The 14,822-nt window shown below is 51.6% G+C and carries 16 protein-coding genes; 15 read left to right on the forward strand and 1 reads right to left on the reverse strand.

Features of this window, described 5'->3' with window-relative positions; translation table 11 throughout:
* Window positions 1–5: 5 nt before the first annotated feature.
* From ACZ5FK_RS01755 to ACZ5FK_RS01775, 5 genes are all read left to right on the forward strand, one after another.
* Window positions 6–509: a Rieske 2Fe-2S domain-containing protein gene (locus tag ACZ5FK_RS01755; protein ID WP_464807338.1), complete on the forward strand. Its 504-nt coding sequence runs from the start codon at window positions 6–8 to the stop codon at window positions 507–509.
* A gap of 22 nt (window positions 510–531) precedes the next feature.
* The gene (qcrB, locus tag ACZ5FK_RS01760) at window positions 532–1,206 is read left to right on the forward strand and encodes a menaquinol-cytochrome c reductase cytochrome b subunit (RefSeq protein WP_184206442.1); all 675 of its coding nucleotides are present in this window, start codon (window positions 532–534) and stop codon (window positions 1,204–1,206) included.
* Between the two features lie 42 nt (window positions 1,207–1,248).
* Window positions 1,249–2,016 carry a c-type cytochrome gene (locus ACZ5FK_RS01765; RefSeq protein ID WP_464806200.1) on the forward strand — a complete coding sequence of 256 codons (768 nt, stop codon included), beginning with the start codon at window positions 1,249–1,251 and terminating at the stop codon, window positions 2,014–2,016.
* Between the two features lie 104 nt (window positions 2,017–2,120).
* The gene (gene lhaT / locus ACZ5FK_RS01770) at window positions 2,121–2,708 is read left to right on the forward strand and encodes a lipoprotein heptaprenylglyceryl N-acetyltransferase LhaT (protein ID WP_464806201.1); all 588 of its coding nucleotides are present in this window, start codon (window positions 2,121–2,123) and stop codon (window positions 2,706–2,708) included.
* 62 nt (window positions 2,709–2,770) lie between these two features.
* On the forward strand, window positions 2,771–3,439 hold the full coding sequence (locus tag ACZ5FK_RS01775; protein WP_464806202.1) for a zinc metallopeptidase: 669 nt from the start codon (window positions 2,771–2,773) through the stop codon (window positions 3,437–3,439).
* A 46-nt stretch (window positions 3,440–3,485) separates the two neighbouring features.
* On the opposite strand, the gene ACZ5FK_RS01780 is transcribed toward ACZ5FK_RS01775, so the two are convergent.
* The gene (locus tag ACZ5FK_RS01780; RefSeq protein ID WP_464806203.1) at window positions 3,486–4,358 is read right to left on the reverse strand and encodes a YitT family protein; all 873 of its coding nucleotides are present in this window, start codon (window positions 4,356–4,358) and stop codon (window positions 3,486–3,488) included.
* Window positions 4,359–4,468: 110 nt separating this feature from the next.
* Between ACZ5FK_RS01780 and ACZ5FK_RS01785 the strand changes: the two genes are divergently transcribed.
* The 10 genes from ACZ5FK_RS01785 (at window position 4,469) to ACZ5FK_RS01830 (ending at window position 14,812) form a co-directional block, all read left to right on the forward strand.
* Entirely contained in the window at window positions 4,469–4,810 is a 342-nt protein-coding gene (locus tag ACZ5FK_RS01785; RefSeq protein ID WP_464806204.1) for a nucleotide pyrophosphohydrolase, read from the forward strand.
* Window positions 4,807–5,604 (forward strand): 4-hydroxy-tetrahydrodipicolinate reductase, encoded by a 798-nt coding sequence (dapB, locus tag ACZ5FK_RS01790; protein ID WP_464806205.1) that lies wholly within the window; start codon window positions 4,807–4,809, stop codon window positions 5,602–5,604. The genes ACZ5FK_RS01785 and dapB overlap by 4 nt, the downstream gene beginning before the upstream one ends.
* A gap of 36 nt (window positions 5,605–5,640) precedes the next feature.
* Window positions 5,641–6,777, forward strand: coding sequence for an N-acetyl-alpha-D-glucosaminyl L-malate synthase BshA (gene bshA, locus ACZ5FK_RS01795; RefSeq protein WP_464806206.1), 1,137 nt, complete (start codon window positions 5,641–5,643; stop codon window positions 6,775–6,777).
* On the forward strand, window positions 6,774–7,967 hold the full coding sequence (locus tag ACZ5FK_RS01800) for a CCA tRNA nucleotidyltransferase (RefSeq protein ID WP_464806207.1): 1,194 nt from the start codon (window positions 6,774–6,776) through the stop codon (window positions 7,965–7,967). The genes bshA and ACZ5FK_RS01800 overlap by 4 nt, the downstream gene beginning before the upstream one ends.
* Entirely contained in the window at window positions 7,945–8,931 is a 987-nt protein-coding gene (locus tag ACZ5FK_RS01805) for a biotin--[acetyl-CoA-carboxylase] ligase (RefSeq protein ID WP_464806208.1), read from the forward strand. The genes ACZ5FK_RS01800 and ACZ5FK_RS01805 overlap by 23 nt, the downstream gene beginning before the upstream one ends.
* 263 nt (window positions 8,932–9,194) lie before the next feature.
* Window positions 9,195–10,025, forward strand: a complete 831-nt coding sequence (gene panB, locus ACZ5FK_RS01810) for a 3-methyl-2-oxobutanoate hydroxymethyltransferase (RefSeq protein ID WP_464806209.1) — start codon at window positions 9,195–9,197, stop codon at window positions 10,023–10,025.
* Window positions 10,026–10,030: 5 nt separating this feature from the next.
* Window positions 10,031–10,876, forward strand: coding sequence for a pantoate--beta-alanine ligase (panC, locus tag ACZ5FK_RS01815; RefSeq protein WP_464806210.1), 846 nt, complete (start codon window positions 10,031–10,033; stop codon window positions 10,874–10,876).
* Between the two features lie 5 nt (window positions 10,877–10,881).
* Window positions 10,882–11,262 (forward strand): aspartate 1-decarboxylase, encoded by a 381-nt coding sequence (panD, locus tag ACZ5FK_RS01820; RefSeq protein WP_464806211.1) that lies wholly within the window; start codon window positions 10,882–10,884, stop codon window positions 11,260–11,262.
* Between the two features lie 239 nt (window positions 11,263–11,501).
* Window positions 11,502–14,276, forward strand: coding sequence for an ATP-dependent DNA helicase DinG (gene dinG / locus ACZ5FK_RS01825; RefSeq protein WP_464806212.1), 2,775 nt, complete (start codon window positions 11,502–11,504; stop codon window positions 14,274–14,276).
* A gap of 56 nt (window positions 14,277–14,332) precedes the next feature.
* Entirely contained in the window at window positions 14,333–14,812 is a 480-nt protein-coding gene (locus tag ACZ5FK_RS01830; RefSeq protein ID WP_464806213.1) for a cell wall elongation regulator TseB-like domain-containing protein, read from the forward strand.
* The last annotated feature ends 10 nt before the right edge of the window (window positions 14,813–14,822 follow it).

Here is a 14,822-nt window from a genome sequence, read left to right on the forward strand (position 1 = left end):
GGAAACTGATGAGCAGCAAAGTGTCAAGACGCCAATTCCTTAGCTATACATTGATGGGTGTCGGCGGTTTCATGGTATCGGCGACATTGATGCCGATGGTCCGCTTCGCGGTCGACCCGGTATTGCAGCCGAAAGGCGAAGGAGAGTTCGTCCCGACGCCGCAGAAGGCGGATGCCGTTACGGAAACGCCTGAACGTGTTGACTTCACGATCAAGGATCGGAAAGATGCCTGGTACAAGTCAGACGTCTCAAATACTGCTTGGGTCTACAAAGATGGCGATCAGATCATCGCACTTTCCCCTGTCTGCAAACACCTTGGATGCACGGTGAACTGGGAAGGGGAGGGCCATAAGAACGAGTTCTATTGCCCTTGCCATGGCGGCCGCTATGAGAAGAACGGGAAGAACATCCCTGGAACACCGCCGCTCGGACCGCTTGATGAATTTCAAGTGCAAGTCGTGGACGGCTTTGTCTACCTTGGAAAAACAGTTCCAAACACATTAGTTTAAAATGTAAGGGGGTACGACCAAAGTGCTGAACAAAATTTATGATTGGGTTGATGAACGGCTCGATATCACCCCGATTTGGCGTGATATTGCTGACCACGAAGTACCTGAGCACGTAAACCCTGCACACCATTTTTCTGCATTCATCTACTGTTTCGGAGGTTTGACATTTTTCGTAACGGTCATCCAGATCTTATCCGGTATGTTCCTTACTATGTATTACACACCGGATATCGAAAATGCGTGGAAGTCCGTCTACTACCTTCAAAATGAAGTTGCATTCGGTGAGATTGTGCGTGGGATGCACCACTGGGGAGCATCGCTTGTCATTGTCATGATGTTCCTACATACATTGCGTGTATTCTTTACAGGCTCGTATAAGAAACCTCGTGAATTGAACTGGATTGTCGGCGTATTGATCTTCGTCGTCATGCTCGGTCTCGGTTTCACAGGTTATCTATTGCCATGGGATATGAAAGCATTGTTCGCGACAAAAGTTGGTATCGAAATCGCGGCATCCGTTCCGTTTATCGGTGAGCAGATCAAGATTCTCCTAGCGGGGGATTCGACGATCCTCGGTGCCCAGACGCTGACGCGTTTCTTCGCGATCCATGTATTCTTCCTGCCTGCTGCTTTGCTTGGGTTGCTTGCAGCACACTTTATCATGATCAGAAGACAAGGTATTTCCGGACCATTGTAAGAGTGCAATGGACTCCCGAAATTTGAATAAGGAGGGGACAACATGCATCGCGGAAAAGGTATGAAATTTGTTGGCGATTCGCGTATCAAGGCTACAGGCCGGATGGCGAACGTGCCAAAGGACTATTCTGAGTATCCGGGCAAGACGGAAGCGTTCTGGCCAAACTTCCTGCTGAAGGAATGGATGATTGGTGCAATCTTCCTGATCGGATATCTGATTGTCACTGTCGCGCATCCGTCTCCGCTTGAGAGACAGGCTGACCCGACGGATACGACATATATCCCGGTTCCGGACTGGTATTTCCTTTTCATGTACCAATTGCTCAAGTATGAATTCGCTTCCGGTCCATATAACGTGGTCGGCGCGATCATCATTCCAGGGCTTGCAATCGGTGCGCTTATGCTAGTGCCGTTCATGGACACATCAAAAGAGCGCCGTCCATTCAAGCGCCCGCTTCCGACAGGCTTCATGCTTCTCGCATTTGCTGCGATCTTCTACTTGACATGGGAATCTGTCGTGAACCATGACTGGGAAAAGGCAAAAGCGCAAGGTGCGATCGTTGAGGAAGTCGAATTTGATGAAAATGCTGAAGGATACCAGATTTATGCAGCATCATCCTGTATCGGATGTCACGGGGATGCCTTCCAAGGCGGCCTTGGCCATCCGCTTGTCAACACAGGACTCACTGCTGAAGAGATCATAGATATCGCCCATAACGGGATCGGCACGATGCCGGCAGGGCAATGGCAAGGTTCCGACGAGGACCTGCAAGTGCTGGCCGAATTCATCGAAGGCTTGAATCAGGACTAACAGAAAGAGAGTCAGGCGACTGGCTCTCTTTTTACATACTTATTTACCCTATTACATACATTCCAACACGTTAGGGGAGATGCGCTCTGCGTTCATTTCTATCCATGCTGTGGATCATCCTTACGAGCAGATCGTTTTTATGGATTTTGCTGTTCGTCAATATTATCGGTACTGTCTACGGATATGACTGGTATATGTGGCAGCTCGAAATCACGGATCCGAAATTCTGGATCTTTGTTCCGGACAGTCCTACGGCAAGCCTGTTCTTTTCCCTCGCCGTTATCGGATGGCTGCTTGGCCGAAATTTCAAGTTAATCGAAGCGCTAGCCCTCATTACGCTTGTGAAATATGGCGTCTGGGCTGTCGTCATGAACTTGCTGACGCTCGCGGAAGTCGGAGAAATCGGAGGGACGGGCTGGATGCTCGTCGCGTCACATGCCCTTATGGCTGTCCAGGCGGTTCTCTACATGCCGCTTTATAAGTTCCGTTATTGGCATGCGGCCATCGCCGCCATCTGGACACTGCACGATGTCGTCATCGATTATGTATTCGGACAGATGCCGATCTACTATGACCTTATGAAACATATCGACCAAATTGGCTACTTCACATTCTGGCTGTCGATCGGGTGCATTCTGCTCGCATTCTACTCAGTCCGAAAACGGCTGGCAGAAGAGCAGCACGAGTGCTAAATGTTGCAAGGAACCCGGCGGTCCATTAAAATAAAAGTAGAGAGACAAGGGAGGAAACGAAGATGTTTTTGATCTATCTGGGCATCATCATTTTGCTGCCAATCTATGCTCAGTTCAAAGTGAAAAGCACGTATAACAAATATTCGAAAATCCGTTCCACTTCCGGCATGACCGGTGCGCAGGTTGCCCGGATGATCCTTGATCATAACGGCCTGCATGACGTAAAAGTGGTGGAAAGCCAAGGCTTTTTGAGTGACCATTACAACCCTGTCACTAAAATTGTCGCATTATCACCGCAGAACTACCGGGAAGCTTCAGTTGCCGGCACTGCAGTAGCAGCCCATGAAGTCGGCCACGCAATCCAGGATAAGGAAGCGTATGCATTCCTCAGATTCCGTCACCGGCTGGCGCCTGTTGCGAACATCACTTCGAATGCATCATGGGTTTTCATCATGATCGGCCTGATCTTTTCCAGTATGAATTCGTTGCTTGGCATTGGAATCGTCCTGATGGCTGTCGGTGTGCTATTCCAAATTGTCACATTGCCGGTGGAATTCAATGCTTCCAGCCGCGCAATGAACCAGATTGTGGAGCTTGGCATCATTCGCAACGAAGAAGAGCCGCATGCAAAGAAAGTCCTGAGCGCAGCAGCGATGACATATGTTGCAGCAACAGCGGTAGCAGTCATGGAACTGCTTCGTCTTGTATTGATTTTTACGAACAGGGATTAACATACAAAAAACCGTCCTTACAATGTAAAGACGGTTTTTTTTCGCTTTACCGCTCAAGCGGCTGTTTCTGCTCATCGAGGGTGAACCCTTCACCCAGAACATCATGTACTTCCGTGACAGAGACGAACGCGTGTGGATCGACAGAAGTGACAATGGTCTTGAGGGTCATCAGTTCGTTTTTGCCAACGACGCAATAGAGAATCTGCCGGTCCGATTTTGTGAAATGCCCATATCCGCGGAACACGGTCACGCCTCGGTCCATATCGACTGCTATTTTTGTTGCGATGGCATCCTGGTGATCGGAAATGATGAATGCACCTCTCGCCGCGTATGCCCCTTCCTGTACGAAATCAATGACGCGAGCACCGACAAACAGGGCGACAAGCGTATACATGACCGACCGGTGATCGAGGTATGTGATCCAGGAGAGCAGGATGACGCCCGCATCGAACATGAACATCGTCCGGCCCATGCTCCACCCTTTGAACTTATGGCCGAGCCGCGCGATGATGTCGACGCCGCCTGTCGTGCCGCCAAAGCGAAAGATGATGCCAAGCCCTACGCCGATAAATACGCCTGCAAACAGCGCGACGAGGAACATATCGCCTTCGAGATGGATATTATACTGGTATTTCATGAAAACTTTCAAAAAGACAGAGACGGCTACGGTGCCGATCAGTGTATAAATGAAAGATTTCCGTCCTAACAGCTTCCATCCAACGAGGAACATCGGTATATTGAGCACAAGGTTCATGACCGCGGGATCCCAGTTGAAAGCATGAAGGAGAATCAGCGTGATACCGGTGAAACCGCCTTCTGCCAGTTGATGCTGGATGTTAAAGTGCACGAGCCCGAAACTGAAAATCGCGGCTCCTAAAAGAATGAAAATAATATTTTTTATTTTTATGCCGGCAAACAACACTCGTCCCGCCTTTCCCATTGAATACTCTTCACAGTATCAACCATTCTTCAATTTTTGACAACAAGCCCCCGAACAAATACGATAACAAATGAAGGGAGTAATCGCAAATGGAACAAAGAAAAACATTGGAACAATTGCAACAGGATGTCGATTCATACATAAACGGTTTTGAGGAGGGGTATTTCCCGCCAATGGAGCTGCTTGCGCGGCTTACGGAAGAACTCGGCGAGCTGTCGAGGGAAGTGCAGCATGTCTACGGCATGAAAAAGAAAAAGGGCAGTGAAGCTGTGAAATCGCTTGCAGAGGAGACGGGAGACCTATTCTTCGTTCTGCTATGCTTCGCTAACGCGGAGGGAATCGACATGACAGATGCCCTCGAAACGGTCCTTGCGAAATTCAAAGAGCGGGATAAAGATCGCTGGACGAAAAAGAGGGAGGAAACAGAATGATTAAAGTTGCGATCGCGGGCGCACGGGGCCGTATGGGAACGACGGCCATTCGGGCGATCGAAGAAGCGGCAGATGCTGAAGTAGTCGGCGCACTGGACTATAAATACGACGGTAAGTTTTGGTGCGATGGGGAAATCACCGAAGGCCCGTCTGGAATACCGGTATACACATCGCTTGCCAGGCTGGCAGCAGAGCAGGCGCCGGATGTGCTGCTGGACGTGACTGATCCGGACGCAGTCTATAAGAACGTGCAAGAGGCGCTGTCGCTTGGCATTCATCCTATCGTTGGAACGTCGGGGCTGACCGATGAAGAACTTGCAGGCATCGAGGAAACCGTCAAAAGGACAGGCGTCGGTACTGTCATCGCTCCGAATTTTTCGATCGGTGCGGTACTGATGATGAAATTCGCGCAGCAGGCCGCACGGTACCTGGGCGATGTGGAGATCATCGAGATGCATCATGACAGGAAATTGGATGCGCCGTCCGGAACGGCCGTCAAGACAGCGAACATGATCAAACAAGTGCGTCCTCAGCATATCCAGGGACATCCTGAGGAGCAGCAACACTTGCCTGGCGCTCGCGGAGGAGACGTCGAAGGCATGAAAATACACAGCGTCCGGCTTCCGGGACTGCTCGCCCATCAACAAGTGCTGCTTGGCGGGGAAGGGGAACTTCTCACCATCCGCCATGACTCCTTTGACCGGAACAGCTTCATGCCCGGCATCATGATGGCGATTCGAAGCGTCATAGGGTGCACAGGCCTGGTCTACGGACTCGAGGAAATCATGGAGTAAGCGAGAGCTATCACATATAGAAAGGGGTGCCCGTCAATGAAACCATTGAAAGTCGGTGTCATCTGTTATCCATCACTTGGAGGCTCGGGTGTCGTAGCGACAGAACTCGGCCTGAAAATGGCGCAGAAAGGCCATGAAATGCATTACATTACATCGAGTAAACCGTTCAGGCTGCTCGACATCCATCCGAATATCCATTTCCACGAAGTGAAAATCGACGGTTACGCGGTCTTCAAATACCCCCCATACGATATAGCGCTCGCGAATAAGATCGCTACTGTCATCGAGGAGGAGGGACTGGACTTGCTTCATGTCCATTACGCTGTCCCTCATGCCGTCTCGGCTGCGCTTGCGAAAGACATGGCCGGCTCATCCATCGGTGTGATCACGACATTGCATGGAACCGACGTGACTGTGCTTGGGCACGACCCGGCTCTCCGTAACACGGTGAAATATGGAATCGATAAGTCGGATATTACAACTGCAGTTTCGGATTCCCTCCGTCAGGAGACCATCGAACTGATCGATCCGGCGCAGGAAATATTGACCATCTATAATTTCATAGATGAAGAGAGATATAGGCCCGTCAATCCAGGCACATTGCGCGATGACCTTGGCATTTTGCCTGGTGAGAAGGTGCTCATTCACATCTCGAACTTCAGGGAAGTGAAACGGATCCCAGATATCATCGAGACCTTCCGAAATATCGCTGCTGAAACGCCGGCAAAACTGCTGCTTGTCGGAGAGGGCCCAGAGAAACTGGAAATGAAAGAACTCGCCAAAGAGCTCGGGCTTGAAGACCGTATCATTTTCACAGGCAAGCGGGACAATCTTCCTGAACTGCTCTCAATCAGCGACTGCATGCTTCATCTCTCTGAAAAGGAAGCGTTCGGCCTAGTCCTGCTGGAAGGTTTCGCATGCGGCGTGCCGGCGATCGCTACAAAGATCGGCGGGATTCCGGAAGTGGTCGAAGACGGTGAGAATGGCTTTCTTGTTGAACTGGGTGATTCAGAGGAGGCGGCAAGACTGGCTGTGCGACTGCTGAAGAGCCCTGAGCTGCACGAAAGGCTGAGAGCGGGCGCACTGAAGACAGTCCCCGAAAAATTCGGGTCCGAGAGCATCGTCGCAGATTATGAAGCGCTCTATTATGATTTAGCGGGGATGCGGAAATGACGGACAAGTTCGGTACCCATGCGAGCAGGAACGTCATCAGGAGGCTTGAGGATGCGGGCTATGAAGCGGTGTTCGTCGGAGGCGCTGTGCGCGACCGGGTCCTTGGAAAAGAGGCTTCCGATATCGATATTGCAACCTCTGCTATGCCGGGTGAAGTGAAAAATGTTTTCGGCCAGACAGTCGATATCGGCATCGAGCACGGCACCGTCCTTGTCTTATCAGAAGGCGAGCCGATTGAAGTGACGACATATCGGACGGAAGGCACCTATACCGACCATAGACGGCCGGATCAGGTGGAGTTTGTCCGGTCGCTTACAGAAGATCTCAGGCGTCGCGATTTTACAATGAACGCCATGGCGATCACGCTTGCAGGCGATTTGATCGATCCGTTCGGCGGAATGGATGATTTGCAGAATCGGCAGATCCGAGCAGTCGGGAATCCGGCCAGGCGATTTGGAGAGGATGCACTGCGCATGTTCCGCGCAATCCGGTTCTCCTCTGTTCTCGGATTTGATGTGGAACACGAGACGCTGTCCGCCATCCGGACACTAGCCGGCGAAATCCGGTTTGTTGCGGTCGAGCGGCTGAAGGCAGAGTGGGATAAACTGCTGGCAGGCAAGGATCCTTGGAGGGCTTTCCGGTATATTGAAGAGACCGGGATCGGCGTATATCTGCCTTGCTATCCAAAACAGCTTCCTCCCGAATGCCGGGATTGCGGTGCCCCATTTGCCGATGCGCCGACTGGCTGGGCGTTTCTTATGATCGCAGGCAATCTTGACTATTCAAAGCTTGCTGGCGGCTATAAGATGTCAAATCGCGAGAAGCAATGGCTCAAAGCCGTGAGTGGCGCATACAGCGCACGCAAAGAAGGATTCCAGGCAATGGATTACTACCTCTTTGAGACAGGTGTCTTACTAGCCGCTGAAAGGATCCATCGATGTGTAGAGCAAGGGACTGAAGAGATTCCGATTGAGGAGATAAAGGCTCGAAAAGCACGCCTGCCGATCTCCAGCAAGCGGGAACTAGCCATGACAGGGAGCGATCTGCTTAAGTGGGCCGGCATCCGCGGAGGCAGCTGGACGAAGGAATGGCTGGAGCGGATCGAGCGGGCGGTTGTGCTTGGACACTGCCCGAACAGCAAAGAAGCGATAAAGGAATGGTTTCTAAATGAGTTTAAGCTTGAAAGATAAAGTGGCTGGACGGCTTCTCGCAAGCAACGAGGAGGCGCCCATCTCCGGCCAAGAGCTGGCGGACGCTCTTGGCGTATCAAGAACTGCAGTATGGAAATGCATGAAAGAGCTCGAGGCGGAGGGCTATGAAATCGGCACGATCCGCAAGAAGGGCTATTTCCTGGTCAGCGCGCCGGATGCTGTGGATGCGGCGGCAATCGGCAGACATTTGGAGACGAAGCGGTACGGCCGGCATATCGTTCATTTTGACAGCTGTCCTTCGACGCAGACGATCGCTCATGATGAGGCGCAGAACGGCGTGCCAGACGGGGCGCTTTTCATTGCGGAGGAACAGACGGCAGGACGCGGACGGCTCTCAAGGGCATGGGATTCAGCGGCAGCTAAAGGCGTGTGGATGAGTATCGTGATCCGGCCGCGGCTCTCGCCTCAACAGGCCCCTCAGATGACGCTTGTTGCGGCGGTCGCCATTGTACGGGCGATCGAGGAAGTGACAGGCCTTGCGCCAGCAATCAAATGGCCGAACGACATTCTCGTCGGCGGCAAGAAAGTGACGGGGATCCTGACGGAATTGCAGGCTGATATGGACCGCATTAAAGCGCTGATCATCGGTATCGGCTTGAATGCCAACCAAGAAGCTAGCGATTTCCCTGTTGAACTTGCGGACATTGCGACATCGCTCCGCATCGCATCAGGCAAACAGGTTGATCGGGCGCACCTCGTCGCGCAGATCCTTTATTATCTGGAGCTGTACACGGGCATGTACGAAAAGCATGGGTTCAGCCCTATCAAGCTGCTCTGGGAAGGATATTCATCGACAATCGGAAAACGGATTCGTGCCGTCATGCTGAACGAAACGGTGGAAGGGGTCGCGGAAGGGATTTCGGAAGAGGGGCTTCTTCAGATGCGGCTCGATGACGGGACATTGAGAGGCATCTATTCTGCAGATATCCAGCCGGAAGAATGAACTCTATACAATGCATTATCAGTTTGATATAGTAACGCTATGGGCAGTATCAAATGCGAACTGCACCACAAGTTGAAAGCCTATTATTTTTGAATATGTTCTGCCTTGATCTCGCACGGGACAGGGACGGAGGAAACCTTTGAACTTATGACCACACCACCCTTCTGTCCTTTTTTCGGGACAGAAGGGTTTTTGGTTTTCTTCTGCGATTGTGCATCAAGGGGAAAGGCTTTCCATCACACGGCAAAAGGAGTGTTGTTGGAATGAAAAGCACATCGGATTTCATCAAAATGAAAGCGGCAGGCGAGAAGATCGCAATGCTGACATCATACGATTATCCATCCGCCGTCTTGGCGGAGGAAGCGGGACTCGACATCCTGCTCGTCGGAGACTCGCTTGGCATGGTCGTGCTAGGGTATGAATCGACAGCATATGTGACAGTCGAGGATATGATCCATCATGGAAAAGCGGTACGGAGGGGCGCGAAGAATACTTTCGTTGCGGTCGACATGCCATTCGGCTCGTATCATGGTTCTGATGGATCAGCGCTTCAGCAAGCCGTCCGCCTGTTTCAAGCGACCGGTGCGAATGCACTGAAACTGGAAGGTGCGGGCAGGGTGATCGGCAAGATCAAGATGCTGACAGAAGCGGGGATTCCAGTAGTCGCCCATCTCGGCCTGCTGCCGCAATCTGCAGCGGTGATCGGGGGCTATAAGGTCCAGGGGAAAACCGCGGATGCTGCCCAACAGCTCATCGAGGACGCAAAAGCATGCGAAGCGGCGGGCGCCTTCATGATTGTTGTGGAATGTATACCATACCAGCTTGCAGCGGAGATGGCGAAAGCGGTATCAGTTCCAATAATCGGCATCGGTGCCGGCGCGGAAGTCGATGGCCAAGTGCTCGTCTTCCATGACACGGTCCTATATGGCAACCATCATATACCGAAATTTGTCGAGGCATATGCCAATGTGGGTGAATCGATCAAGGTCGGGCTCACGGACTATACTAATGCCGTCAGGAAGGGTGAATTCCCGGCGGAACGGCATCGTTTTACGATGAAAGAGGAAGAACTTGCAAGTCTATATGGGGGATGAATTGGATGAGAGTCATCACGTCACTAACAGAAATGCGAGACAGTACGGAACGTCTCCGGCGCGAGGGCAGGAAGGTAGGATTCGTTCCCACAATGGGCTATCTTCATGAAGGGCATCTTTCCCTTGTGGCTCATGCGAGGAGAGAGAATGACATCGTTGTCATGAGCATCTTCGTCAATCCGGCACAATTCGGCCCAGGAGAGGACTTTGAAGCATACCCGCGTGACTTTGACAGGGACAGGAAGCTGGCGGAAGAGGCAGGCGTCGATATCATTTTCCATCCAAGTGCGGATGATATGTATCCTATGGACGGCGGAATCCGCATCCTGCCGGGCAGCCAGGCGGAGGCGCTTTGCGGCGCCTCGCGTCCCGGCCATTTCGACGGTGTGCTGAAGGTTGTCTTGAAACTCTTCAATATTGTCGATCCAGACCGTTCCTATTTCGGAATGAAAGACGCGCAGCAGCTTGCCATCATCGAGACATTTGTCAGGGATTTCAATTTACGGACAGAAATCAGGCGCGTTCAGATTGTCCGGGAAGCGGACGGATTGGCGAAGAGTTCCCGGAATGTCAACCTAACTGCCGAAGAACGCCGGGAAGCGCCGATAATTCAGCGAGCACTTGTATATGGGGCGGGTCAGATCGGTGAACTTCCTACCCATGAGGTCGAGCGGCATGTAGCTGAAATGATCGAGCGAGAGACGTCCGGAACGATTGATTATGTCAGCGTCCTCTCATATCCCGAACTTGCGGAGCCGACCGAGAAAACAAAAACTGTCATTTTAGCGTGCGCCGTTAAATTTTCACGAACACGATTGATAGATAATATTATTATGTCAACTAAAGGGTGATCAACATGTACAGAATGATGATGAACAGTAAACTGCACCGTGCCGTCGTAACCGAAGCGAATCTGAACTATGTCGGCAGCATTACAATTGACAGCGACCTATTGGATGCAGCTGGTATTCTGCCAAATGAAAAAGTGCAAATCGTCAACAATAACAATGGCGAACGTTTCGAAACCTATACGATCGCCGGAGAGCGAGGAAGCGGCAAGATGTGTGTCAATGGCGCCGCCGCCCGGCTTGTCCAGCCCGGTGACATCATAATTGTCATCTCCTATGCATACGTCTCCGACGACGAAGCACGGACCCACGTCCCGACCGTCCTGCTAATGGATGAAAAGAACGGTATCAAAGAAAAAATTGAGGAACTGCCTGGCGTCGTGATGTGATGGATGCCATGTGCAGCGGCTGATGGGATTGAAAAATTTGGTAAACGAATCGTTCCGCCGGCTGATCTCTTTATCAAAGCGGCTGCAAGTCGTTCCAGCCAGCAGCCGTATATCTTTCCGAAGGCCTTCCCTGCAGGGAAGAGCCTTCTTTTTTTTCCGCCTGGCGCGTTAATCCGTCTCCTGCCCGGCGGAATGTGATACAATCCACTGTAGTATCCTAACAGGAAGATGATGATCGAATGAATGAACATACATATACGGTTGTTGATCTGGAAACGACGGGCCATTCGCCTTCGCGCGGAGACCGGATTATCCAGATCGCCATTGTTTTTATTGAAGAAGGTGAAGTTCTCCGCACCTATTCCCGGTTCGTCAATCCCGAGCGGCCGATCCCTGCTTTCATACAGCAGCTGACGAACATCACTGATGAGGAAGTAGCCGATGCGCTGCCGTTCGAGGCGATTGCGCGCGAAGTGGCGGAACTGCTGGAAGGCTGCGTGTTCATCGCTCATAATACGGATTTCGATCTGTCTTTCCTCCAAAGTGAATTCAAGCGTTGCGGCGTTTCAAAATGGACTGGAAAGAAGATTGATACGGTGGAGCTGTCAAAGATCCTGTTTCCGACATCTCCAAGCTACCGGCTGCAAGATCTGGCGGAAGAACTGGATATCGCCTTGCCTGCAGCGCATCGAGCGGATGATGACGCGAAAGCGACTGCCCATCTTTTTTTGGCGTGCTTGGACAAAATGCGTTATTTGCCGGCGAGGACTTTGCATTTATTGCATAAACGATCGTTCTCGCTCCGTTCTGATATCTCGATGCTTCTTCTTAGCGCCCTGAACGCCGCTCGGCTATCCGCAGCTCGGGAAGATTTCCCGGAATTCCGCGGTATTCCGTACAAGCGTCCGGATAGCTTGCCGGGAAGCTTGGCAGGACATGCCGAGTATCCGGAAACCACCGAAGAAAAGATGGCATTCCTGAACAGGGCTTTCAGCGATGTGGAAAAGCGGGAATCACAATTCCGCTTCATGGATACGGTCATGTCTGCGTTGAATGCGAAGACGGAAGTGGCGGCAGAAGTTCCGACGGGCATCGGCAAGACGATCGCCTACTTGCTGCCTGCAGCAGTCCATTCGATCAATTCCGGAAAACCGGTCGTCGTCAGTACATATACGAACCATTTGATCGACCGGATGACGGAATTTGACGTGAAGCGGGCGGGAGATGCTCTAGGCATCAAGCTCCGTGCCACTGTCTTGAAAGGTCGGGAACAATATATTTCTCTCCGCAAGCTAGAGGAACTGATGCGCATCATTGACGAATCATATGACGAGACATTCACCATTTTGCAGATTCTCGTCTGGCTGACCGAAACAGAGACGGGCGACTTGAATGAATTGAACGTTTCAGGAGGCGGCCAGCTGTTCGTTGACCGGGTCCGCAAACATGCAGCTTCATATGGTGATGAACAAGCAGCAGATTTTCATTTGCGGGCAATCCGTTCCTGCAAGCGCTCGAATGTGATCATCACAAACCACCAGGCACTGCTGTCTGACATGCAGCGAGAGGAATCGGTTTTCCAGGATGCAGGCGGGCTGGTGATCGATGAAGCGCACCAGCTGATCAATGCAGCGGATTCTGCTGAAGAGACTGTTTTCGCCTATACAACATGGAAATATGTGGCCGGCCAGCTGAGCAGCGAAGCGGAGGGCCAGCTGCTCGATCAGATCGACCGGCTGAAACGCCGGCATCATGTATTTGATAAGCAGGCGAAACTGCAACTATCGCAGCTATCCGAACAATTTTTGTCTGATTTCGACGATGCGGTCCACCAGCTGACCGGAAATCAATACACCGGACAAACTTCCGGAAAAGGCAACCGGACAGTGATGCCGCTCAGCGCTCTTAGTCAGAGCAGAGAACCGTTCGCCCGCACCGCAGAGTCGCTGCGTGCTTATTATGAGTATGCAGAGCATTACGTCCAAGCGCTTGAGACAGATGCTGGACGATTATCGAAAAAAGAGCGTGCTTTCTTGGCGGAATGGCAATACTGGGTGCGGGAACTTGCCATAAAGGCTGGGGAGTGGGTTCATATCTTCCTAGATGCAGAAGACAGTTACTCCGCGACATGGGTCGAAAAGGACCAGCGCAGCATTCCTGGCAGCCTGCAAGTCGTCCAGCGTACGGTAGATGGTTCCCGTCTCATCCAGGGGTTCATCGGAAGGATGAAAGAACAGCAAATGGGCATCATCTGGACTTCCGGCACGCTTGCAGTACAGCAGGATCCCCGTTTCGTCACGCGTCGGCTCGGCATAGATGACAGCGTCCCGCTTGTCACTTTCGAAGCGCCGCCGCACTTTTATGATGGGGCGAATATCTTTATCGTCAGTGACATGCCGGATATCCAGCAAGTGCAGCAAAGTGATTATATCGTTGCTGTCGCCGACGCAATCGTCCAAACAGTCCTTGCGACGGGCGGCCGTCTATTTGCCTTATTCACTTCGCAAGAGATGCTCAGGCAGACATATGAACTTATCATGGATAGCGAGCTCCTCACGGAATATGCGATGATCGCCCAGGGCATCAGTTCAGGCAGCCGCATGAAGCTGTTAAAATCATTCAGGCAGTTTGAGAAATCCGTCCTATTCGGCACAAACAGTTTCTGGGAAGGTGTCGATGTTCCTGGCGAGGCATTAACAGCAATTATTGTCGTGCGCCTGCCGTTCACTTCTCCAGATGAACCCGTGTTTAAAGAAAGGGCTTTGCGGCTGAGTGAACAGGGCATGAACCCTTTCACCGAATTCGCACTCCCCGAAGCGATCATGCGGCTGCGGCAAGGTTTTGGCAGGCTGATCCGCACATCCACCGACAAGGGCTTTTTCATCATTTTGGACCGCCGCATAGAGACGAAGTCGTATGGCAGACGATTCCTTGCCTCACTTCCGGATGTGCCAGTGAAAAAAGTGTCCCTTGCACATATGGTGAACGAGCTGGAACATTGTTATAATGAATGACGAAGCACCATCATGGGGCTAGCATATTTAGTTGCCAAGACAGGATGTGAAAGACTATGCTGAATTGGATTAAATTCCTCGCCGTTTTCCTGGTCACTCTTGGCATCACAATTACAGTCATCGTTCTATACAATGCCCATACGCCTTTTGCCTCTGCCGAAGGAAAAGGGGCAGATGCCGCCGTCGCTTCAGGTGCATTGGTGAAAGTGGACAGAGCGGAAGTGTATAACGGCACACGCCAGATGGTGACCGTATATGGTACTGGAGAAGATGGAAAGGAAAAGGCGGTATTCCTGGATGAGAAGACGGACGACGTTCTTGGCGAGGCGCTGCTGAAAGACGGCATCTCCCGGCAAGCGGCGATTGACGTCGTTAAGAAAGAATTGAAGGTTGAAAAAATACTCCATGCTCATCTTGGCATTGAAGAGGAACATCCGATCTGGGAAGTGGCGTTCAGAAGCGAAAACGGCAAACTGAACTACGTATATATCTTCTTCGAGAACGGGCAGTGGTGGAAACGTATTTTAAATCTGTAGGAACGCAAAA

It is taken from the genome of Sporosarcina sp. GTC18466 (assembly GCF_055389225.1).